The 24,124-nt window shown below is 36.8% G+C and carries 17 protein-coding genes and 1 pseudogene; 5 read left to right on the top strand and 13 right to left on the bottom strand.

Annotation, left to right across the window (positions count from 1 at the left end; translation table 11 throughout):
- Window positions 1–1,050: a glycosyltransferase family 4 protein gene (locus C564_RS0123750; protein ID WP_018767107.1), complete on the top strand. Its 1,050-nt coding sequence runs from the start codon at window positions 1–3 to the stop codon at window positions 1,048–1,050.
- A gap of 98 nt (window positions 1,051–1,148) precedes the next feature.
- A complete protein-coding gene (locus C564_RS0123745; protein ID WP_018767106.1) occupies window positions 1,149–2,690 on the top strand; it encodes a hypothetical protein in 1,542 nt (513 codons plus the stop codon).
- A gap of 230 nt (window positions 2,691–2,920) precedes the next feature.
- Here C564_RS0123745 and C564_RS0123740 read toward each other — a convergent pair whose 3' ends face one another.
- The 3 genes from C564_RS0123740 to C564_RS0123730 form a co-directional block, all read right to left on the bottom strand.
- Window positions 2,921–3,859: a hypothetical protein gene (locus tag C564_RS0123740; protein WP_018767105.1), complete on the bottom strand. Its 939-nt coding sequence runs from the start codon at window positions 3,857–3,859 to the stop codon at window positions 2,921–2,923.
- Between the two features lie 696 nt (window positions 3,860–4,555).
- Entirely contained in the window at window positions 4,556–5,842 is a 1,287-nt protein-coding gene (gene dnaB / locus C564_RS0123735; protein ID WP_018767104.1) for a replicative DNA helicase, read from the bottom strand.
- Complete coding sequence (locus C564_RS0123730) at window positions 5,839–6,699, bottom strand: DnaD domain-containing protein (protein ID WP_018767103.1); 861 nt, start codon at window positions 6,697–6,699, stop codon at window positions 5,839–5,841. Before C564_RS0123730 ends, dnaB begins: the two co-directional genes overlap by 4 nt.
- Before the next feature lie 449 nt (window positions 6,700–7,148).
- Between C564_RS0123730 and C564_RS0123725 the strand changes: the two genes are divergently transcribed.
- Window positions 7,149–7,799 carry a 2OG-Fe(II) oxygenase gene (locus tag C564_RS0123725; protein ID WP_018767102.1) on the top strand — a complete coding sequence of 217 codons (651 nt, stop codon included), beginning with the start codon at window positions 7,149–7,151 and terminating at the stop codon, window positions 7,797–7,799.
- A 195-nt stretch (window positions 7,800–7,994) separates the two neighbouring features.
- Here C564_RS0123725 and C564_RS38500 read toward each other — a convergent pair.
- The 3 genes and pseudogenes from C564_RS38500 to C564_RS0123710 all read right to left on the bottom strand — a co-directional run.
- Window positions 7,995–8,138: pseudogene (locus tag C564_RS38500) on the bottom strand (PD-(D/E)XK nuclease family protein); the annotation flags it as partial.
- Window positions 8,139–8,203: 65 nt separating this feature from the next.
- The gene (locus tag C564_RS0123715; RefSeq protein ID WP_026008680.1) at window positions 8,204–10,678 is read right to left on the bottom strand and encodes a restriction endonuclease-like protein; all 2,475 of its coding nucleotides are present in this window, start codon (window positions 10,676–10,678) and stop codon (window positions 8,204–8,206) included.
- Window positions 10,653–13,193 (bottom strand): MrcB family domain-containing protein, encoded by a 2,541-nt coding sequence (locus C564_RS0123710; protein WP_018767099.1) that lies wholly within the window; start codon window positions 13,191–13,193, stop codon window positions 10,653–10,655. Before C564_RS0123710 ends, C564_RS0123715 begins: the two co-directional genes overlap by 26 nt.
- Window positions 13,194–13,606: 413 nt before the next feature.
- Between C564_RS0123710 and C564_RS0123705 the strand changes: the two genes are divergently transcribed.
- Window positions 13,607–14,953 (top strand): MFS transporter, encoded by a 1,347-nt coding sequence (locus tag C564_RS0123705; RefSeq protein WP_018767098.1) that lies wholly within the window; start codon window positions 13,607–13,609, stop codon window positions 14,951–14,953.
- 238 nt (window positions 14,954–15,191) lie between these two features.
- Here the strand turns inward: C564_RS0123705 and C564_RS0123695 are convergent, their stop codons facing one another.
- Window positions 15,192–16,196 (bottom strand): proline racemase family protein, encoded by a 1,005-nt coding sequence (locus C564_RS0123695; RefSeq protein WP_018767096.1) that lies wholly within the window; start codon window positions 16,194–16,196, stop codon window positions 15,192–15,194.
- Window positions 16,197–16,386: 190 nt separating this feature from the next.
- Here C564_RS0123695 and C564_RS32550 point away from each other — a divergent pair, with 190 nt between their 5' ends.
- Window positions 16,387–17,784 (top strand): sigma-54 interaction domain-containing protein, encoded by a 1,398-nt coding sequence (locus C564_RS32550; RefSeq protein WP_018767095.1) that lies wholly within the window; start codon window positions 16,387–16,389, stop codon window positions 17,782–17,784.
- A gap of 221 nt (window positions 17,785–18,005) precedes the next feature.
- On the opposite strand, the gene C564_RS0123685 is transcribed toward C564_RS32550, so the two are convergent.
- The 6 genes from C564_RS0123685 to C564_RS0123655 form a co-directional block, all read right to left on the bottom strand.
- Window positions 18,006–18,407 carry a hypothetical protein gene (locus tag C564_RS0123685; protein ID WP_033794866.1) on the bottom strand — a complete coding sequence of 134 codons (402 nt, stop codon included), beginning with the start codon at window positions 18,405–18,407 and terminating at the stop codon, window positions 18,006–18,008.
- Between the two features lie 144 nt (window positions 18,408–18,551).
- Entirely contained in the window at window positions 18,552–19,037 is a 486-nt protein-coding gene (locus C564_RS37735) for a hypothetical protein (protein WP_018767093.1), read from the bottom strand.
- A gap of 269 nt (window positions 19,038–19,306) precedes the next feature.
- Window positions 19,307–20,758 (bottom strand): MFS transporter, encoded by a 1,452-nt coding sequence (locus C564_RS0123670; protein ID WP_018767091.1) that lies wholly within the window; start codon window positions 20,756–20,758, stop codon window positions 19,307–19,309.
- Window positions 20,759–21,114: 356 nt separating this feature from the next.
- On the bottom strand, window positions 21,115–22,338 hold the full coding sequence (gene lhgO, locus C564_RS0123665) for an L-2-hydroxyglutarate oxidase (protein WP_018767090.1): 1,224 nt from the start codon (window positions 22,336–22,338) through the stop codon (window positions 21,115–21,117).
- Window positions 22,339–22,410: 72 nt separating this feature from the next.
- Window positions 22,411–23,349, bottom strand: a complete 939-nt coding sequence (gene glaH, locus C564_RS0123660; RefSeq protein WP_018767089.1) for a glutarate dioxygenase GlaH — start codon at window positions 23,347–23,349, stop codon at window positions 22,411–22,413.
- Window positions 23,350–23,636: 287 nt separating this feature from the next.
- Window positions 23,637–23,894 carry a hypothetical protein gene (locus C564_RS0123655; protein WP_018767088.1) on the bottom strand — a complete coding sequence of 86 codons (258 nt, stop codon included), beginning with the start codon at window positions 23,892–23,894 and terminating at the stop codon, window positions 23,637–23,639.
- Between the last annotated feature and the right edge of the window lie 230 nt (window positions 23,895–24,124).

Below are 24,124 nucleotides of genomic sequence, written 5' to 3'. Positions count from 1 at the left end.
ATGAACAATATTCTACTATTAACCGATAAACTCATAACAGGTGGCGCTGAGATGTATTTTTGCAAATTAGAAAACCATCTCAAAGATGAAAATATGACGTTTTATTCAGCAGCTGCCACAGGTGAGTTGTATCATCAAATTCATAATAAGCATCATTTTATTCCTTTAAGTTTAAAAAATCATCCTGCTAACCTCTATACATTAAGTAAACAAGTGATGAAATTGGACATTGATGTTATCCATGCAAATAGTTTTAGAATGTTACTGTATTCTATCGTAATTAAAAAAATCACGAAAAAAAGAATTAAGCTCATTTATACAAAACATAATGTTACAATACTTGAAAAAAAGTTTCCCGCACTATTTAAAAAAGTGTTAAATCAACATGTTAATCAAATTATCGCAGTGAGTAACTTCGAGAAAGAGAGATTACTGCAATTGGGTATAAGAAAAGACCTTATCCGAACGATTTACAATGGTGTTGATGTAAAACATTTTTCTTTTCAACAAATACAACCTAAAGAAACCCTCAATATCGGAATTTTAGCCCGATTATCAAAAGAGAAAAACCATGAACTTTTTTTAAAAATTGCAAATGAGTTAAAAGATGTACGTAACGTAATGTTTTATATTGCTGGAGATGGACCTGAACGGGACCTTATTGAAAAAATGATTCGCGATTTCAAGTTAAATCATAAGGTGAAGCTTTTAGGTAATACATCTAATCCATATGAATTTATTTGCAGTATGGACTTGCTGCTTCTAACGTCCCTAAGAGAAGTGTTTCCGATGGTAGTCCTTGAAGCAATGGCTTCTGGAACCCCTATTATTTCTGTAGATGTTGGTGGTATCCAAGAAGCTATTATAGATGAAGAAACCGGAATTCTCATTTCCCATCACTCTGAAAAAGAATTTGCAAAAAAAATCCAGTTACTTCATAACAATCAAGACTTAAGAAAATGTTTAGGAAAAGCGGCAAGAGAACAAGTCGAAAAATCCTTTTCCCTCTCAAATATGATTCATTCTACACTTGAAACCTATCAATATTAAAAAGCAAACGAGGCCATCGTTTGTTTTTTCTTTTATATATATGCTTTTTTTCAAACATGCATATTATATAATATCCCACATATAAGGAGTGTTATAAGTTGACAGGACCTCTTAATTTTGCTGAAGACTGCCAAAATCAAAGTGTTGTTAATATTGATTGTTTTGGTGCCAGTCCAGATTTACTCGATAATTCCCAAGCTATTCAAGAAGCCATTAATTATTGCGCGGCCAACAATTATTCCAAAGTTGTTATCACCGGGAAGAAACAATATACTATATCCTCTCCTATTGTTATTAAGTCAAATGTACATCTTGAAATAGATCCCACTGTGACATTAATCGTCAAAGGGAATTTCCAAGTGTTTGAACTTCAAAAAAACACTTCAATCTCTGGTGGTTCGATTGAAATCGTGGATAATAGCTTTAACTCATCCGTTCTTTATCTTTCTGGTGCCCAACAAATAGAAATTCCTAATCATACTTCTATATCAAATATCAATATTATAAACCGTACAACAACTTACCAAGGTATTGCAATTCATTTATCCTGTAAAAAGGCATGGGATTTCATAAGTTTCTTTCAGGCATACTCAATCCAAATCACAAACTTTAATACGGCTATCTATTTAAAAACAGAAAAGCTTGCGGATATAAACAATCCTTGTTGGATTAATGCAAACTCCTTCCATTCTATTTTTATAGATGGTTGTCAGTATGGTATCGAGATTATAGGAAATAGTGCATTACCTTACGAAATTTCAGGGAACACCTTTACGGGAATCCAAGTTCAATGCCGGAAACAAACAAAAAAAGTAATCCGATGTTCAGGCGCCTATAATATGTTTGAAGGAGTGATATGGGACGTCTTTCGTATGGATGCTCCTCCACTCGTTATCGAATTCTCTTCCATTTCTCATCATAACTACCTATTCTCAAATCAAGTTTCCACAGCTATTCTCGATCGTGGCCTATACAATCGGTGTACCTCACCACATGAAGAATCCCTTCCTATATATCCTCCTCTTGCATTAGGAAAAGCACATCTAGTTGGGAATCAAGATGATATATTAGTAAATGCAAATATCCGCTACGCAGTGCGCCAACTTTCTGGAAAAGCCCCCTATGGAGGACATATTAATAATTGTTTTAACTTACTCGATGAGCAAAGTGTAAATTACGTGGATGTTCCTAGCACTCAGCCGATTGTAATCGAGTTAGATTTTTCTAAGCAGCCTATTAACATGCTTAATTGCATCGGCATCTATTTTGGATGGAATGAAAGCCCAAGTCGTATTTTAATTGAATATCAACAGAGCCTAAATGGACCATGGGAGGTGGCTAAAGATCTCCAGTTTAATGTCGGAGACACTGTGATTTCAGAAGTAAGGTCAGCTATGTTGTATAAAGTTAAACTAACACTAAGCGGATATACACAAGATCACAAACGTTTTCGGATAAATCGAATATTCGCAAAATCATCTTTACAGCATGGCTCCTCATGGTTGCCAACTACTGGTGGTACATTATATGGAGATTTAGAATTTCAAAAAGGGAATGCTGTGACTTTGACTTCTTCAAATGGAACAAAATGGAGATTGAGTATAAATGATCAAGGGCAAATTAGCACATCTAAACTATGAAAATAGTACAAATTAAGATTCATTTACTTCCATTAGTAAATATTAAAATGCTCCCCTTCGATATCTTCAAATGTTAACGATTCAAAAAACTTTGCGTAACCATCACCTCTTATACCAAAGACACAAAATACCCTAACAATTCCACTTATACGTAATAATTGTCCCCGTCTCTACATGAATCTAGGGGGCTCCTCCTAAGAAAGCCATGTCCGATTGAGAGAACCTTACAGTTACTGTTTCACTTTATTTGCTTGTCCCCTATCAGAGATTCTGCTCGTAGGCACAGAAGAAATATCAATGGTCGTATCCATACTCTTATCCGTAAGCTCAACAATCGTGTTTCCATGATTGATTTGGTTCAAATCCCACAACATCCCATGAAACTCATTATGTTGCCCGCTCACCTTCAAAACACTTTTTGTTTTACTTGAAGGTTGTATCTGTAAATTGGTAAATTGATTCCCGCTAGCCTCATTCGGTATCGTTGAATGGCTATCCATGTAAATCATGTTTACACAATCCTCTAAAGAAAAATTCAGAAACCGATTAGCATTTATCCAAGCATATCCAGAATTCGGTTTATCCACTTTTAACTTTACTCCATTCTTCATTCCTACTACCTTAACGTTTTCGAAGTTAACAAAAGAAATCTCATGTTCTCTTCCACCAGCGTATAACGATATCCCTGTCCCCTTGTTCGTTTCAGACCAATTGATGATATTTATATCCTTTATATGTGTTTTGTTCCAAGTGTTATAATATTTATGTTTACCATCTAAATAGATCACTTCCGAGTTAAAATTCGCATCATCAATGGCAATATAGGCCCCTTCAATTGAAGCATTCTTCTCAAGTTCAATCACCCTGAAGTCACCATCAACAATAAACTGTGTTCCATACCCGAATAACAACTTAACACCTTGCTTCACAACGATAGGTGAAGTAATCTTGTACTTTTTGTCATCAAGCAAAACAGTCTTTATTTTATTATCCTTTGCTTTATTAATAGCTAATTGAATTTTATCAGAATCATTTGTCCCTTTAAAATCCTCAACATATATCTTCTCTTTTCGATCTGAATTAGAATGATTCTGATAGTAAAAAAGAAAAATAATTAGCACTATACCTACGATTAAACCAATCATTTTTTTCATCGTACTCATCCCCATATTTAGCTTCCTTTCTTCGATTCGTTATATATGAATACTCTATTGTTGTCTTCAATTCTTCAATAGCTTCCAGTATTAACACTGTCACGAAACGAGATTAAAAGATAAAAAGACCACCATACATTCTTTATGAACTGATATGATCTCACCTAAGCAGGAAGTATAAAAAATCCACCTTTTTATTAAGTAGCTTTTAAACTTTATCTACAAGAGATATTTTACTAAAAATATAATAATTGGGTTTTAAACCATTATTTACAACTATTACCTCTTTTATTTTCTTGCAGATAGATGTTTTTTGCAAGCAAAAGGTGTATAGGCTTACCATTTTCTTTCCCTTAAAAATTTACGTCCGAAGTATCAGTAGAAAACATATGGCTCAACCGATCACTTTCTCTTGTAAATACAATAATCTGAGCATGGTGGACCAACTAGTTCACCATATATGCTAGATAAAGTGAAATTTTAATCAGCCCGACCAATCAGGCTTTTACGGGCAGTTAATGCGGGATAAAAGATATCATTTCAATAAAAAGACACTCGATGAAGTGTCTTTTTTGTATTCCTAATATAGACCTCAATTCGATTACATTACCTACCGCTTGAAGAAGTTTTAATTAGCAACCTCTTAATTTTATCCAAACTGTCTAAAAAAGAATCAAGATTATTTTAGGAGTGGAACTCATCAAGCTATTTTTAACCATCCTCCACAAACCTCCCAAACTCCTTCAAAAACCGTAGCTTCATCATCCCAACAGGCCCATTCCGATGCTTTGCTATCTGAATTTCTGTTATATCTTTATGCTCCGTCTCTTTATCATAATAATCCTCCCGATACATCAGCATAATCACATCCGCATCCTGCTCAATCTGTCCTGTCTCCCTTAGGTCAGACAAAAGCGGGCGCTTATCTTGACGCGACTCCACCCCGCGTGACAATTGCGACAGCGCTACGACGCACACATTTAAATCGCGTGCCAACAGCTTCAGCTTACGGGAGATTTCACTCATTTCTTGAAACCTGTTTCCACGATATTTTGAATCGCCTGTAATGAGCTGTAAATAATCAACAATAACAAGCAATTTTTTATCTGCATACTTCCGTTTCAGCTTCCGCACTTGCACCCAAATCTCCTGCGTTGTAACGCCTGCCTTATCATAAATCTCTAGAGGCAAATCCCCAATTTCTGCGAATGCCCGACTCGTTTTCCCCCAGTCCTCTATCGTAAAACGATGCTTCGGATTTTTCAGCCTTTTCCCAGATACCTCACCCAAACAAGAAACCATTCGTTTCAGCAGTTGCTTGTTGCTCATCTCCAGAGAAAACACCCCAACTGCCGTACCCGATTTTGCCGCATGAAGCGCAATGTTTAAGGCAAATGCTGTCTTTCCCATCGAAGGCCGTGCCCCAATCACAACAAAATCCCCTTCCTGCAGACCACACGTCATCTTATTTAAAGCTGAAAAACCTGTCTCAATACCAGTAAGTTCTTCTGTATCTTGATGAAGCTCTTCATAAAGATCGACTAACGTATCCTTCAAATCAAAATCAAGTGTGCAATCCACCTCTTCCAGTTCACAAAGTCTCGTAATCGTCTCTCCGATTACTTTCTCATCCTTCTCCGCAAGAAGCCGTTCACACATGCTGTGCGCCATACTTCCCGCCTGATTCATTTTCCAGGCATTCCGAACAAGCCCCTCATAATAGGAGAAATTAGCAGTAGTAGGCACACTCTCAATTATATTTACAAGGTATTCCATACCACCAATTTGCGCCAAAAAAGCAGGTTCCATTTTTGAAACAAGCGCAACAAGATCCAGCGGCTGTCCCTCCTCCTCTATTTTCCGAATCAACTTAAAGATAGCTTGATGCACAGCTGTAGAAAAGTGCTGATCGGTCAGCCTACACTCCTTAATCAGTTCACCATCAAGCAGCAAAGACCCTAATACCGTCTGTTCGGCCTCAATATTTTGAATGCTCATGGCCGCCATCCCTCTTCTTTCAAGAACCTCTGCAACTCTTCTTCAGACGGCACGTTTTTCTCCCACTCTTCACACTCCTCTAGAAACTTCTCAGTCTCATACAAAGCAGTCGATTCCTTCTTCCGAAACTTTGCTGCCGCTTCCTCTACTTCAATAACCTTCGTATATCCCTTACCGTGCCAATCCCGCAGAATCCCCTTCACATAAGCAAGCGTCCGCTTATTATTTTCAAAAGCGATCTGGAGCGCTTTTAAGACAAGCTCCTCCGATAAATCTGCCATCCATTCACTTAATTCCTCCGCTGCATACGACGACAAACTACCAAAGTTTTGTTCATAAAACATGAACACACCACCACCTTGCTCCATCTCTTCTACTTCCTCATCCTCTTCATAGCTTTCAATAGATGCTTGTGGAATCATCTCAGACAACTCACCCGGCATACCGAAATGCTCTAAAAGTAGCGGAATATTCATCTCTTCCTCCAAACATTTTTGCAGAAACATATATACAAACGCTTTACTTTTCACGCTCTTCAGCTCACGTAACACACACTTCTCCATATTCGTATTCGTAACCGGGTTATAGCGCAGCCAATTTAAAATACATAACTCCTTCGTTTCCGCATCATACAATATCTTTCCATACTCAACAAAGCGCTGCAGCAACTTCTCAACAGTCTCCCGGTTATAACCCGTCTCCATCTCCGCCAAACGCTTCGGTAACGGATAAATCCCGCATTGCGTCGTCTTCGAACAAGTCAGCAAATAAATATAAAAATACCGCTCCTCCGGTGTTAAATCGAGTACAAAATCATCCTGCCAAAAATTCACCTGCACATTACGGTATACTGCCATGTTTATTCCTCCTATCCCTTAATGAAACATATGTAATCGGTGGTTCCTTAATGTATATAGGGATAAGGGAGGAAGTTTGGCGGGGTTATTTTATATTTTTTACGATTACTACAACTACTTTTCTTTTGAAGGAATGCTTGTAGTAGTTTTTTTGTTTTTTATTTTGTTTCTTTTTAGTGATTTATTTGTTGGTAGGGGGTTGTAAGGGGCTTGGGAGGGGTTCTTTTAATCTGTACATGGCCGACTTCTGCACTTATGAACAAAAGAAGTACAGTGTATCACTAAACTGTGTTAACTTAACAAAATTTTGGTGTGGGAATAGTTAGTTTGAATAGGTAACTACATGTCCTCTTTTTCAATCATCACTCTATTTTTTTGTAAAGAATGAATAGTTAGAAAAATGTGATATATTAATGCTATCTAATCATTTTTTTAGGGAGATGGGGCAAATGTCAACGAAAAATGAAACAGTTGAAAATACAGAACTAACGATTTTTAACCACACAGGGAACACCATTGTGACAGAAGACAGAGAAATACAAATTATTTCAAGACTAGAAGAGCCTCTTATTGTCGTTTTAGCAAATGTATTAAGTGATGAAGAGTGTGAAACGTTAATTGAAATGTCTAAAAATAAAATGAAACGTTCTAAAATTGGTGTTTCGCGCAAAACAAATGACATTCGGACGAGCAGTGGTGCATTTTTAGAAGAAAGCGAGATTACTACTAGAATCGAAAGACGAATCGCCTCGATCATGAATGTTCCTGCCCCACATGGAGAAGGGCTGCAAATTTTAAAGTATACAGTTGGCCAAGAATATCAAGCGCATTATGATTTTTTTGTAGAAAATAGTGCGGCAGCAAGTAACAATCGTATGAGTACACTTGTGATGTATTTAAATCATGTAGAAGAAGGTGGAGAGACCTTCTTTCCAAAACTCAACCTTTCCGTATCTCCGAAAAAAGGAATGGCGGTATATTTCGAGTATTTTTATCAGGATGAATCAATAAACAAACTTACTTTACATGGCGGTGCACCTGTTATCAAAGGTGAAAAATGGGTTGCGACGCAATGGATGAGAAGAAGAGCATTGTTGTAACAAGTAAATGTACCGACTTTATCATTTTAACCGAGAAGACCCCCTCCTCTAAACGAAGTGAAGGTGGGGGATGAATCGGTTTTGTCTTTTTTAATAAAACATATGTTTGTTTTGTTGTATAATGATCTTATCAAACAAAATGAGGTGAGAACAGGTGAAGAAAGCGTATTTTTCGAAACGGATCTATAAGACAGAAATAGATACTGGGAAATTCTTTTTATATAAATCTGGGTTTGCTTCTTTATACTCTGGATCTGCCTACTCTGCTAGCCAACAAATAAAAGCATCTTGAGATGACTCACTAGTCGCATATGAAAATAGATTAGATCTCTTGTCCATGATACAATTCTCACCTACGATATACAAATTGTTGTCCCTGTTATATTTATTATTTTCAATACACCTTAATCTCTACTTAACTGCCCCAAAACACTCTTAAACAACATCGAAGAATACCTAACAACCAAATCCAAAGCCAACTCTTTAAACTCTCCCCCTTTTCCAACCATCACATTCCCCTGCTCATAATCAATTTTAATTTGAACATCTTGAACATAATAACCCTTAATGGAAGATGCCTTGTCCAAATCAGAATGATCAAGCTCGACCTTCACCTGTTTCGTAAATCGGCGCAGCGTTTTCCAAAGAGCTCGCTCTTCTTTCGATTTCATAAATAATTCAGGAAGCTCTTGTACTTCCTTTAATAATGACATGCTCGTTAACATATATGTTTGAATTCCATATCCCACCGGACAAATGTGATGACCTAACTTTTTCCATGGCTCTAGTTCGAAATAAACACAATCATTTGTTTCATCACCAGGTAGTACATTCTCTCTGTTTATATGAATATCTTTAATCCTTGCGACATGTTGAATCCCACCGTTTTCTCCATACCACTTTTTCGGTGCATATAAGGCTATGTATTTTATTTCTTGCCAGCCTGGTTTTAATTGTGAAACAGGAATTTGATAGAAACCTTCTTTCATATATGTTTCATAATCCTTTTCTGTTTTCACATTACCGACTAATACCTTTTCATCTAAAGAGGATTCCCATTCTTCTTTTGTTCCTCTTGGAAGGATTCCTTCTCTTATAATCTCTTCTGGACTTTTTTCAATGAGATGATCAAGAAATTGTTCTACTAGTCTTGTCGCGTTTGGTAAAAATGGAAAACCGCCAATATTTACTTTTTCAATGCTTTTATAGAAAGGATGATGCTCATATTCTTCCTCTTGATTCCACGGGAATAATACATAAGCTCCATAGGCTGTTCTCTCAAACGGTCCACCTTGATCTACTACTAATGCATCTCGATATCGGTGCATCGTGTTAATATCTTCTTCCATTGGACCCGGTGTCCCATACTGTCTTTTATAATGGGAACCATTTTTGGCAAAGTCGATTCGATATTTAGCATCAAAAATATATTGGTATTGATAGTTTTTCCCTTTCTTCTCAATAGCAAGCATCGTATCCGGCTTTTGAGTGACAGTTGGTAATGCTTTATTTCTTTTTTGAAAATAAAGCTCAATCACTTCATCTGTTTCAGGGTGCCTAAATGTTCTTTTTGCAGTTTTACTTTCATCAAGTGTCACATATAATCCATCTTGCCGTACCTTAATAATATCTTGATTCACTGTTTCATATTTTTTAGATAAAATTTGTCCAAGCTTTAAATACGTCCAATATTCATATAACCTTGCGACGTCCTTTACAGACATTTTAAAGATCTGCCCTCTTAGCGTGAGACCTCTCGATAACATTAGAAAGATTTGATACGCATCCCTATAACCAGCAGCCATTTGAATGACTAGAGAAAAGACAGAACGATCCAATTTCCCGATCCCATTCCAAAACGGATCATTCAACTCGTTTTTCATTCGAGATTTCATTTTTCTTACGTTTTGAATCAAATCATCGTCAATTGGCAAACTCTTAAATCCAGAATCCTTTTCCAAAGATTTAAGTAAATCCTCGATTTTATGTATCACCCTCTGAACCATCCACTTAACAAACCGATTTTCCAATGTATCGTAGGATACTTCCTTATAAGCTGTAATTCCTTTCGATGGAAGCATGTTTCTTCCTACTTCTTGAAACAAGTGAGGTCTTTTTCGTAAGTAATTCATCCCAACAGAATCAAGCCTACGAATTTTTTCTCCTTGTACAAGCTGATGACGTGTAGTAAGCGCATGATGCGGTTGTCTTTTAATATGAGAAATTGCCTTCATAAATCTATGAAAAGAGTCATTTAAAATATGATAAAATTCACTTTTAGATGGATTTGTAGCATAGATTGTTGATGCCCCCAAATAAGTTCTTTTTAATAAATGAAATGCTAGATTATAAATTTCATCGTTCACTTCTTCCAATAAAGCTCGATAGTCATCTTTGTAATCGAGCTTTGATGGAAAAATTTCTAGTGTGACTGTTAGTAGAGACTTTTTATCATCTCGAATTTCAAATGTTGTATAGCCTACTTCATTGGGAAATGAGAGATTTCCCATTAATACTTTCAATGAACCCATTTGAGTAGAACTGATTGCCTTTCGAAGAGATGGATGCTCATGGTAAAAAGACAATTCTTGATCATTTTTAGGAACGACAACGAGCTGATAACTCCTATTCTCGAAAAAGATAGGGGGGTGCTCGGTTAATTCGCTAAGCTTTTGTAACTGAGCATCATATACCATGATAGAATCACTTGTTCCAGACACATGAAAATGCATCATCTCATCTGAGGCAATGGATTGATGTTTTTTTAAGCTCTCGTATTTTTCATGATAGGGATTCCCTTTGATAGTCAATGACAAATCCGCTGTTTCAATCTTAACTAGCTCTATATCACGATTAGATCCAGAAAGAGGTGAAACCATCATACTCGAACCTCCTTAACATATGAGACAACTTCTTAGCAGAACGAGGATACTTCGCATAAGACATCATATCTTCATTATCAAACTCTTGATTTGTACATAGCGTATATAATTTCTTTAATGCCTCTTCTGTTCTCCCATCGCTCCCTGCAATACGCGGTAAGATTTTTTGATATATTTGATAGTCTAACGCCTCGTCAAACGATAATAGTTCACTTTTTTCATTGTAAGCCATATAAAAACAAATTTCGTCACGTATCCGATACCCGACTTGTGCTCCGATCGGTTCAAGAATTTTATTAACTTCGATTAAAATATGAGATACTTCCTTCACAAGATCTTTATTGAGCTGAAAGCATTCTTTTAAATGAAGAAACGTGGCTGTCAAGGAATGATTAGAAACACATTTTCCCTGTACTTCTTCTACATCCATTAAAAACTCAAAGGAATCTAATTTTACTTGATTAAATTCAATTGTATTCGCACGATCCAATACTTTTTTACTTAACGGATGTGTTGTTTCATCCATGTTGACAGTTCCAATGACGTACACATTTGATGGAATCGTAATTCGTTTCCCAATAATCGATTCTGGAAGAACAGCCGATGTAACAATCTCTCTTCCTTCCCATTTTCGGCTTTCAATGACACTTAGAAAATCACTGAAATAGTACTCTACACGTGCTAGATTCATCTCATCGAGCACGACAAAATAAGGTTTGTCCGGATTCCCTGCAGCTTTTTCAAGAACTTGAATTAACGGTCTTTCCTGAAATTCACCTTGAATATTCACGTAGCCAAGTAAATCAGAGCTATCGCTCCAATCAGGTCGCACAGGAATAAGCGTGAACTGTCCATTTTCTTCAGTTGCCCCTAAACTTTCAGCGAACCACTGAACAATTTTTGTTTTCCCCGTACCTGAAATACCAGACAAAATAACAAAGGGCTTCGTTTTTAAAGAAAGGAAAAAGTTAATAATATCTTGCTTATCGTAATAGAAACCTTTGCTTTTCATATAGGAAGATACATGATCTACAATTTCCTTCCCATTCAAATCCATTTCTTTTTTCTCCTCGTGAATCACTGCACGATTAGTTCCTTTCTCTCTAAAGGCAATGTATCCCTCATAATAGCGAAGCAGTTCTTTTAAATCTTCCACTAATTCTGCTTCACTTGGCATTTGTTCAACATCATATGGAATGTATGCAGCTGTAGAGTTGGCATATCCCTTCGCTTTTGGACTTGTACCAAGGAAAATATCATCATCTTTTTTTATTTTTTTAGACATTTGTATATGTTGACGGATCTCAGACTTAATCTTTTCCATTTCCTCTTTAGAAGTTTCAGTTACTCCTTGTGCCATTGTTAAATATAATTGCTTCATATCTTCACTAAATAAATAAACGATATAATACCCTCTCTGCGTCGATGTCGTAATGTCTTTATTCATGATAGCAAGCCATGGCACGGCGGCCCAATTCCCTTGTCCAACTGAGCCCGTAACAATGTACTGATTATGATCGATAAAAGATAAACGAGTTACCTCCGTTGTCATTTCATTTCGAACGACTGAACCAAGTTTATGACCCGCAAATTTTTCCGTTCTTGCCTCTAAATACTCATACATAACAGTTAAAAATTTTTCACGTAAGTTACTATTCATATTATCGTCCTCTTCATCATTTTCTTTTAAATATTGTTCAACTGGAACCCACCTCTCGTTAATTAACCCTACCTTCTCAAGCCACATTAACAAATTATGAGTACGTTCCTTGGCTACTGATTCAACCATTAAATTATCTCCTCGTGAATTTCGAACGATCGTCATTCCTAAATTCACTAAAGCCGCTTTCTTTTCAGCCTTTGAATAACTATTTAAAAGTTCGAGTACAAATAGAACAATTTGAAAATATTCCTGTTTCAAAATCAAATTTCGAATAAAAGCATCCTTATTTTTTGATTCAATATATTCATTTAATAGAGCCCGATTAATCTCATGAGCTTCATCCAAAAAGCCCAATAATCTCAAATCTTGCCGTCCACGAGATTTCACTCTATATAAATTCCCATCAATTTGGTGACTGAGATTTTTCGGAGCATATGTATTATCTATTACCTCTTCTAAAAAAGTGATCACTTTATGATATTGCTCACATGGTAGATCATCTGTTTGAAATTCTTTAAGTGTAATAGATTTTGAGTCAGTTACATTCACAAACGGAAGTTGTGAAAAGAAAGCCATCAAAAAAGCATTGTGTTCGTTTGCTTGTCCAAAATCTTCACTCGTTACCGTACGTATATTTATGAATTTTTGCCAAGCTTGCTGGAGAATCTCAAAAGTTATCATAAAATATGGCTGTAACTCTTCTCCCCTTTTGTACTTCTCGTGTAAAAGTTCCGTTTCAACGTATAGCCCTTTATCATCTGTCTTTATAATCAAATAAGATTTATTAGTATTTATATCATTAACTTGATTGGTTACTTTAGCGAATTCAATTATGAGTTGGTCCAACATTTTCACCTCCGCAGTTACAATTAATTACAATTACTACTATTTTAACAAACTATATACAAAAGAAAAATGATACGCTATAACTCATGATTAAATAACCTTTCAGGAGGAGATATAGTCAAACATTCTCTTTTCTACTTTGTATTGTCTTTCCGCTTCTGACAAAGTCATTGCCACCACAGCAATCCGCCTATCAATTAAAGCACTTACAGCTCCCCCTTATTTTCATACACAAAAAACTCAAACTCTTCCAGATTGCCTCCAAACAATTTGCTCAACTATAAAATAGAGTTATTTTTCATTATATTGAGATTTTTCGAACGAAACGATATAATTTATTTACATTTATACGCCTTCATACTTAGTTCATAATGATATTTTTCAAATTACTTCAATTAAATAGGGAGGTTTTAATCATGTCTCAATCCACCAATCGCACAAATACAAGGCGCATAACAGGGAACATCTTCAAAGGTTCAGTTGGAAATCTGATTGAATGGTACGACTGGTACGTCTATTCTGCTTTCGCCGTGTATTTCTCAGCAGAATTCTTCCCAAAGGGAGACTCGACCAGCCAACTGCTTAACACGGCAGCAATCTTCGCCGTAGGCTTCTTGATGCGCCCACTAGGAAGCCTGCTGATGGGCCGTTATGCCGATCGTCATGGCCGACGCGCCGCACTGACGCTTTCCATCACCGTCATGGCCGGTGGTTCTCTGATCATTGCCTGTACCCCAAGTTATAGCACCATTGGTATACTGGCCCCTATTATTCTAGTTCTTGCACGTCTGCTTCAGGGGTTGTCGTTAGGTGGAGAGTATGGAACTTCGGCAACATATTTATCCGAGATGGCCAGCAGCGGCCGCCGTGGTTTCTACTCGAGCTTCCAGTATGTAACACTTGTTGCGGGACAGCTAGTAGCACTTGGTGTTCAGATCATCCTCCAGCAAATACTCAGCGAACCGGATATGAAATCTTGGGGCTGGCGTATCCCCTTCATCATTGGAGCAATGGGAGCAGTTGCTGTATTGTGGCTGCGTCGCACGATGGATGAATCGGAGCAATTCTCAAAAATGGGTTCTGAAAGCCGGGAGAACGCTGGAACCATTCGGGCTCTAATGAAACACCCTAAGGCAGTATTAACAGTGGTCGGACTAACGCTCGGCGGAACTGTTGCCTTCTATACTTACACGACGTATTTACAGAAGTTCATGGTGAATACTGTAGGCCTTCCTAAAGAAGTCGTTAGCTGGATTAACTTTATTGCCCTATTAGTATTCGTCGTACTTCAACCGCTCGCTGGTATGTTATCCGACCGGATTGGACGACGTCCGCTATTGATTGGTTTCGGCATTCTCGGAACTTTGCTGACAGTGCCACTGTTTCTAATCATGGAGCAAACAAAGTACCCTATTGTTGCATTCTTGCTTATGATGGTAGGTCTCATTATTGTTACCGGCTATACTTCCATCAACGCGATCGTGAAAGCCGAGCTCTTCCCAACTGAAATCCGTGCCCTTGGCGTGGGATTCCCTTATGCAATTACTGTTGCGGTATTCGGCGGGACGGCGGAATTCATCGCGTTATGGCTGAAGAGCATTGGGCTCGAGTCGCTCTTCTACTTCTACGTGGCTGGCTGCATTGCCATAAGTTTCATCACTTATTGGCGTATGGCTGAGTCTTCGAAGGTCTCCCATATCGAAGCCGAGCTGGGCGATGAAAATACGCTAGCTACTCGCAACTCTGGTTCAAGGCACTCTTAAATGTCATAAATAGCTATTTTAAAACGATAATTCAGCTTAAAAATCCCTTGTTTATCAAGGGATTTTTTAGGTAAGAAACCTTTCTCTAGCGTATTCGGCTCACTGAACTTCATAGTTACCTGAGCACAAACACCTTCTGTACATAATTAGCTACCTCTTCATTTCCAGAGTGTGAAGGTCAAGTTAAACACTTATAAAAAGAGTTGTTTTCTACCTAGAAAACAACTCTTAAAAAACATTAAGCCAATAAAAACCCTCGCTTCAACGGGTCCCTTGGGTCCAATAAAAATTGATGAAACCCTGTAATGAATGCCTGCCCAGTAACTTTTGGAATAATTGCCTCGTATTCATCTACTTTTGTCACTGACAATACTTCTCCGGCAAATTGTCCGTCAGTGATACACTCATGAATGAAACTTTCTTCCTTCTGCAAGGCACTCTTTTCAAAAAGAGTTGCAAGTCTTGCGGAAGTACCAGTACCGCAAGGAGAACGGTCTACTTGCCCATCAGCAAAAATGGTCACATTTCGTAAAGTGGCATCTTTTCCATTTGGCTCATCTGAAAAGATAACGCCATATATTCCCTTTAAATCTTCTTCGAGAGGATGTTTTACCTCCATTTGGCTTTCAATGTAGTGTTTAATTTTCCCGCCCCACGTTTGAATAGCTGATAAATCTTTAAAGTTTACTTTTAAACCAAGTTCTTTACTGTCTACAACAGCATAAAATGCTCCTCCAAAAGCAATATCTACTTGAAATTCATAGCCATCAATTTTTATAAGAACATCTTTCTTGTAAACAAAAGAAGGAACATTTTCAAATGATACGGATTCTACTTGATTTCCGCTATATTTTGCGTACGCAACAACTTCTCCTGCAGGGCTATCAATAATGAACTTTCGTTTTTCGCCTGTCACTTCGAACATACCCGTTTCAATTCCTACCGTGACGACAGCAACAATTCCATGGCCGCACATTGTACTCCAGCCTTCATTATGCATAAACAATACCCCAAAATCAGCATGAGGACTTGCCGGCGGCGTAATGATACAACCATACATCCCATGATGCCCTCTCGGTTCATACATCAAAACTTCGCGAAGATGGTCCAAGTGCTCCATACAATAAGCTCGTCTTTCTAATTGCGTTTTTCCTTTTATCTCCGGCACTCCGCCTGTAATAATACGTAATGGTTCCCCCGCTACGTGTGCATCAATTGTTGTGTATATTTTGCTAATCTTCATTTCTATCTCCTCCGTGTTTGTATTTTAAAAGTGTCTTACTTTTTTATTAGCAAGTATTATGCCAATGACGAAAAGCGAATATTCGGTCATTTTATTTACATTTCTTTTCAAAAGTTGTATCCTTTTAGCAACAAATCTGTCTACGAGTGTCTACTTTTGTATACGTTTTAAAATCATTGGGGGATATGTTATGAAACAATCTGATACCTTTGCGATTCCTACATTGCATACACTTCTCTCTTCTGTAGAAGAAGCGATTTCTATTGTAAATACGAAAGGCGTCATGCTTTATTGGAATGAAGCAGCAGAAAAAATGTATAACATAAAAAAGGAAGATATTATCGGAAGAAATGTTCAGGAATTTTTCTTAAAAGAAGACATTATGAATTTAAAAGTTCTTGAGAGTCAGCAACCCGTTCGGGATATTTATCACCTCCCTAGGCCAGATAAACATGTATTGATTAGCACAACTCCCATTTATAATGAAAGCAATGAACTAATTGGCTCTATGTCTGTAGAAAAAGATATTACCGCTACGATTAAATTAAATGAAAAGTTATCCTCTACATCTGAAGAATTACAGCAACTAAAACAACAAATGATTCAAAATAATAGGGACGATCCCTTCAGCAATATAAAAGGAAATAACTTGGAAATCCAGCACATCATTCATGACATGAAAAAAGTAGCGAAGACAGATGCGACGATTTTGATTACTGGGGAAAGCGGTGTTGGAAAAGAGCTTTTTGCACAAGCGATCCACGAGGCGAGTTTAAGAAGTAAAAAAGCGTTTATTCCGATTAATTGCGGTGCCATTCCCAACGCTTTGTTTGAGAGTGAATTATTCGGTTATGAATCAGGCGCATATACCGGAGCTGCTAAAGGGGGCAAACCTGGAAAAATAGAATTAGCAGACGGAGGTACTTTATTTCTAGATGAAGTAGGTGAACTCCCACTTGATATGCAAGTGAAACTACTTAGAGCTTTACAAGAAAAAGAGATTTATCGAATCGGAGGACAAACACCTAAGAAAATCGACGTCAGAATTATCGCCGCAACAAATCGTATATTAGAAGATATGGTATTAAACGGAACTTTCCGGTCTGATTTATTTTATCGACTTAACGTATTTACTGCCTGCATCCCGCCACTTCGGGAACGAACGGACGATATTTCCTACTTAGCTCATCATTTCTTCAAAGAATTTTCTTTCAAATATAACAAACCAGCTCCTTTTGTTCATCAAGAGGCAACTGAGCGATTACATGCATATTCTTGGCCAGGCAACATCCGCGAGTTACGTAATTTCATAGAACGACTGATTGTTCTTCACGAAGGTAGCGAAATATACGAATCAGACATTCTCAAGCTATTACCGCAAACAAAGTCTTTTTCAGAGTCCGTTAACCAAACTATGCCTTCACTCACCGACGAAAAAGAAAGTCTAGAGAAAACACGCATTCTTCAAACCTTGCAACAGACTTATGGGAATAAAAGCATTACGGCGAAAAAATTAGGAATGTCGCGCGCTAATTTGTATAAGAAAATAAAGAAGTATGGGATTATATTTCATAAAGAAGAGCATTGATACGAAACGTAAAAAAACCTGAATCGTAGACTTTTTAAATTTTCCACAGTTCAGGGTTTCAATCAAAAGGCTCTATATTTCTATAACCTCATTATCAATGTCTACTCACCTATTTCAAATCAATATTTTGATTTGATAGAAAAAAGTATTAGACTGAAAAGGTGCTTTCTGTACACGAATGCACTTTTCTTAAACATAATACTAAAAAGTTAGTGACTTTATTAATGATCATCCATTTCATCATCTTCACATACAATAGTGAACTCACAGTTAAGAGAATTTAAAAGTGAATGTATATAATTGCTTGTCTTTTCTTGCTCGTAACCAGGAGAACTTTTTTTTAATCTTACTTGTAATATCCAACTAGCTTCTTTATTATCGGGATATTTATACTTTGAATCTTCATCTCGATTTGGAAATAAGGCAATATATGTACCCATTTCCTTATTAAGATTGAAGTAAAAATATTTATACTTAAAGGGTAATTTGGATTCTAATAATGAAGGGCTTTTTGTCTTTGAAATTGTCCGTTTATCGTTAGCTAGAAATTGTTTGAGATACTTAATAATTACTTTCTCTTCTCTACGTTCAGTTACTAATCCATATTCAACGTTTGTTTTCATATTCAAGCTCATCCCCCATTTTATTTTGTGCTATATTTTTAAGAATTGCTATTTATAATCTCATCATCCAGTTGAAAATAAAGAATGTTAAATATATCAATAGATTGAAGTCTAAAATATTTTATATGTTCTAAACAGTTGTTTTTAATACAGCTGTTCCATTATTTCCACAATCTCTTCCATCTCTTTGAATCTCTTTAATCCTTCTCCACATTTTTCTTCGTCAGATTCTCTTATATTTTCTAGCCATACCTTCTCTTCTACCGAAAGATTACTCTTCACTCTTTCTATTTCTTCTAAAAGCTCTTTAATTCCCCAAACGACAAATATGTACGTATTATCTTTTGATAACACTTCAATTTTCTTAACTACAAGAAAAGAAGCGTCCTTAACAAATTGAATCGTAGGTAGTAGGATACTGTACATACCCCTTACACGATTTATAGAATGTGATTTAAAAATAAGCCGATAGTTCGTTACATATAACTTTCCGCCAATCGCTTCCTGTTTTCTAAAAGAGCTATATTTGATTTTTTTCATACCAAATTCTTCAAAATCAATCATTGCATTTGCTTTTCGCTCCATAACAACTCTTTCCCCTTTAAACAAATCCTGTTGTTCTAACTGCATCACTATCCCCTCCCTTTCAAATTTCACATTTTTCTACCCAATTTGATTATACTCATCTTTTTCCATTTAGAGAGTATAAATTTTAAGCTGAACAACAGAATCAAACAAAAAATTTCATATAATTAAAATGAACGAAACAAAATGAAACAGAATAAAGAAAAAGGTGATTTTTCGTTCGAAATTGAACGAAAAATCACCTTTCTTGTTTTGCATTCAGCGCCCTCCTTTAACAGGAGTCTTGTTTATATTGAAAATTCAAACAATCATTATTACGATTGTCTCTCTGCTTCAATTTCTAAAGATTCTTCATGCCACCAAAGTGTTTCTTCAGGGTCTTGCTTAGCTATTTGATGTGCCTCTTTTTTCGTTTCTACGGTAGGATAAGAACCTTTTAATGCACGCCCTGATGTGGTAACAAATAGTAAACTAAATACAACTAATCCAATTAAGCTTATACCTGTTAAATAAAATGCTGGTGCTAGAGCATTACCAGTAGCATGAACTAAGTATGAACATACAAGTGGTGTTGTACCACCGAATATGGATACAGAAATATTAAAGGATATAGAAAGTGCACGATAACGTACATCTGTGAAAAAGAGAGCTGGTAACAACGAAGGCAGTGTTCCTTCATAAACACTAAGGAAGAAACCTAAAACAAGAATACCCGCAAAAACGGCTGCAATATGCCCATTACCTATTAGTAAAAATGCTGGAATTGAACATAATGTTAAACCCAGTAAACCAAATTGTACTACACGTTTATTGCCAACCTTATCACTTAATTTACCAAAGTAAAGCGCCAATGGAATCATAAGTGCCATCGTAATTGAAATGATGATTAAACCAGTTGTTTCTTTGATTTTTAATATTTGTGTTAGATAAGAAGGGATAAAAGAAAGGATCATATAGTTAGTAATATTAAAGAAGGCAACAATTACTGTGCTTAGCAGGAAGTCCTTTTTATGATATTTTAAAATATCGATAAACGGAATTTGTTCATTGTCTTCAGATTCCTCTTGTGCTTTTTCCATCTTTTGAAAGATTGGAGATTCGTCTAAATGACGGCGTAAATATAAACCGACCAAACCAATTGGTGCAGCAATTAAGAAAGGAATACGCCATCCCCAACTAAGCATTTGTTCATCTGTTAACAATAACGTCAAAATGGTAACGATTACCGAAGCAGCAATGTAACCTGAGAGTGTTCCAATTTCAAGACCACTACCGAGTATACCACGCTTTTTATCTGGAGAAGATTCTGCGATATAAACCATTGCACCTGAATATTCGCCTCCTGTGGAAAAACCTTGAATCATTCGAGCAACTAATAATAGTATCGGTGCCCAAATACCAATTTGTTCATAAGTTGGCAGCAGTGCGATGAATAATGTAGAAAGCGCCATTAAAATAATAGTCGTACTTAAAACAATCTTTCGACCATATTTATCACCAATTCTACCAAAGAAAATACCTCCAATTGGTCGAACTAGAAAGGCGGCAGCAAATGTACCGAATGTAAGTACAAGTTGGAGACCACTATTGTGGACACCCGAGAAGAATAATTGACTTAAAGTAACCGCTAAATACGCATATAAGCCAAAATCAAACCACTCCATTGCATTCCCAATGCCAGTAGCAACAACAGCTTTCCTCGCTTGTTTAGGATTAACAATATTCACATCTTGAGGTCCAAAATCTAAATCATTTTTTTGTTGCATATAATAAAAACAGCTCCTTATTTAATTTAAAATCATTAAGCACACCTTCTCTTATAGAATAAATTCAATACGAAGCACTTAAGGAAAAGCACCCTCTCCTTACCTGATATTATTGTTTCATAAAATCAATTCCTTGTCTAACGACATGTAGTGTAAGTTAAGTGATAAAGCGCTTTCACAAAAGAAAATACACCCTATAAATATTTCGAAAATACCCGTATACCTCCTATTTCATACCGAAATATTGAGTATTCTTCTCCTATATCAGTTATTTTCCAAATATATCGATTGTTTCTCAACATATATCCGTAATTCAATAAATTTCGTTATTTACCAAAAAAAAATAAAAAGCTACCTCAAAAAGTAGCTTTCGACAAGGAAACTCGGTCCAAAATCACATCCGGTACCTTCCCCACAATCTCCTCCCCAATCTTCAAACTCGCTGTTGCCGCCGGAGACGGGGCATTGCAAATATGCATAGAGTTGATGCCTGGGATAATGCAGAAGTCATCGACCATGTTTCCATTCGATAGAATCGCCTGCGCCCTTACACCAGCGTGAGTCGGAACGATATCTTTCTCTGTAAGTTCTGGTATTAAGCGCTGCAAGCTTTTGAGAAAAGATTGTTTACTGAAAGAACGAATCATTTCCTTCATGCCTTCTTTCATATTCGGCATTGCCATTTTCCAAAAGCCGGCGTATGTCATTGTTTCCATGAAGTCTTTTATGTTAAAGTCTTTTTTTGTGTAGCCTTCGCGCTTGAAACTTAGTACTGCATTTGGCCCTGCATGTACGTCCCCATTTATCATTCTTGTAAAGTGAACACCAAGGAACGGAAAGTCTGGGTTTGGAACAGGGTAAATTAAGTGTTTTACAAGGTGGCGCTTTTCTGGAACGAGTTCGTAATATTCGCCTCGGAACGGGACGATTTTCATATCTGTTAGTATGCCTGTCTTTTTGGCGATTCGGTCGCTATGTAGTCCAGCGCAGTTAATGAGAAATTTTGTTTCAAAGGCGCCTTTGTTTGTTTCGATTGTAACGAAATCTTTGTGTTCAATAATTTGTTCTGCTTTTGTGCCTAAGTGTACTTCTCCTCCGCTCTCCTCTATAAAACGTGCAAATGTATGACTGACTCCTTTATAATCGGCGATGCCGCAAGATGGAACGCGAATAGCTCCTAATCCTTTTACATGAGGCTCGATTTCCGCTAGTTCTTCTTTGTCGATTTTCGAAATATGTAACCCATTTTGCAGGCCTCTTTCATACAGATTATGTAAAAGAGGAATTTCTTCTTTTTCTGTCGCCACGATCACCTTGCCGCACATATCATAGGCAATGCCATTTTCTTTGCAGAACTCCACCATCGCTGCGTTTCCTTCTTTCGCAAATTTCGCTTTATGGCTACCCGGTTTATAATAAATACCGGAATGAATGACACCGCTATTATGTCCTGTTTGATGATGCGCAAGTTCGTCCTCTTTTTCGATGACTGCGATTTTGGCATGAGGAAATTTTTTCGTTAAGGCCATTCCAGTTGAAAGGCCGACAATTCCTCCGCCGATAATTAGAAAATCATACATTTTACTTCCCCCTTATGTCTGTATCCCCTATATTAGGAAAGGCAGGCCTTGTTGAAAGGCCCGCCACATATATTATTTAGAAAAACAACCGCGCTGGCGCATGAGCTCTCGATATAAATCTTTGTTTTTCTCAAAAGGAGCGCGCCCGTGCATCCAAAAGAGATTGTTTAATAGAACGAGATCGCCAACTGGTAATTTTAATGCGTGCGTTGCTGGAGAGTTCTCCACAGAGTGTGATAATTCCTTCAAATATGTTGCCTGTTCAATATTATCTGGATAAGCGAATTGATCAATAAAGCAAATACACGGTGCATTGTTTACATCAAAAAATGTTTCACGGTAGACGATTTCCTGCGCATTTTTACTTGGAGGTGCTTTGTATGTGATTTTGACAGATGCGAGTGGATGTTTTCGAAACTTCTCAAGCTCTTCCCAATCATCTAAATGAAGTAAACGTGATTCGCCCCCTACCGCATTCTTTTCCTCAAATTTCATCATAAGGAGCCAATCTGTCGGTTCGTCAACAAATGTCCCGTCTGTATGAAGAGTAAATAATCGATATGCTTGACGAAGGTAAGAATCACTGCCATCTGTATCTTTCACATTAAATCTCGCGTAGTACGTTCCTGTCATCGCATCAAAGTTAGGTGTACCAATTAAATGTGTTAATGCCGTTGCAAATTTCACATAGTCTCTTGCATCTATCGTTTCGCTTTGTACACCAATTGTAAACCCGCCCGTTTCCCGGTCGTGAATAATGCCACGAACATTTTCCATAAACGATTCACCAAAGAATTTTTTCATTTGATCAGCAAGGATAAAGCGAGAATACGGAATATATTGTAAGGATTGCTCCGAATGTTCTTTTACCTCTGCGAAAAAGTGCTGAAGCAATTGCTGATCTAACACAATATGATACAAACGTTTATGTTCTGGATGAGGAACAATTTCATACCCCTCATATTTCTTTGCAAACTTCATCTTCACTACTTGCTCTGTAATCACTGACATCTTATTTCCTCCTTTTTTTAGATAAACGAAAAAGCCAGTCATACGCATCTACAATACAAATCGTAGAAAACGTACAACTGGCTTTAAATTACGAGTGTTCTTTAATCTCTTAAAGTACAGTAATAATAGACAGTTTTTTTATGAAAATATGTGCAAAATAGAAAATGAAGATCGGATATAGAGAAGGCTAATTTCTCATATGGATCTTATCACTTTATAATTAAATGATAATTCGAAATATTTATACTGTCAATATGTTTTTATTATTTATTTCCATGCAGTTAGAGTTAGCCATAATACTTAATTTCAGCATTCTCTTTCTTTGCTCGAATCGTAATTCTTCCAGTGAATTGTGGTGGATTTTCATAATTTTTTTCAACTTCATCAAACATAGCATTTAAAATGGATTCCAACTCACCTAATGTCGTATCTTTTGATAAGCCATTTACTCTTGCAATTTCAATACTTTTAAAAGCACCATCAACATTTACTAGATCTTCTTCACCGAATCCTTTCACTTCAAACTCTACTTTCATTTTCTCCAAGTCATTCCCTCCTTCTGAAAAGTGCTCTTTAGTAGAAGAGCAATCCTACTTTTATTGTATATGAAGTGGTAAGAGTTGACACTATATTTATCTATTATAATTTCCGAATTTAAAAGAACTTTCTTATCCTTTGACATGTATTTTTCATTTTCTTTCTCACGACCACATGCTTTACACATTTTACAAGTTTTCACTACAGCATTTTTCGTACATCCTCTTTTTTGCTTTCC

The sequence above is a fragment of the Bacillus sp. 105MF genome, assembly GCF_000374885.1.
Lineage (GTDB): Bacteria > Bacillota > Bacilli > Bacillales > Bacillaceae_G > Bacillus_A > Bacillus_A pseudomycoides.
The sequence above is the reverse complement of the archived record's forward strand: the minus strand, read 5'-3'. Positions and strand labels throughout refer to the sequence as shown.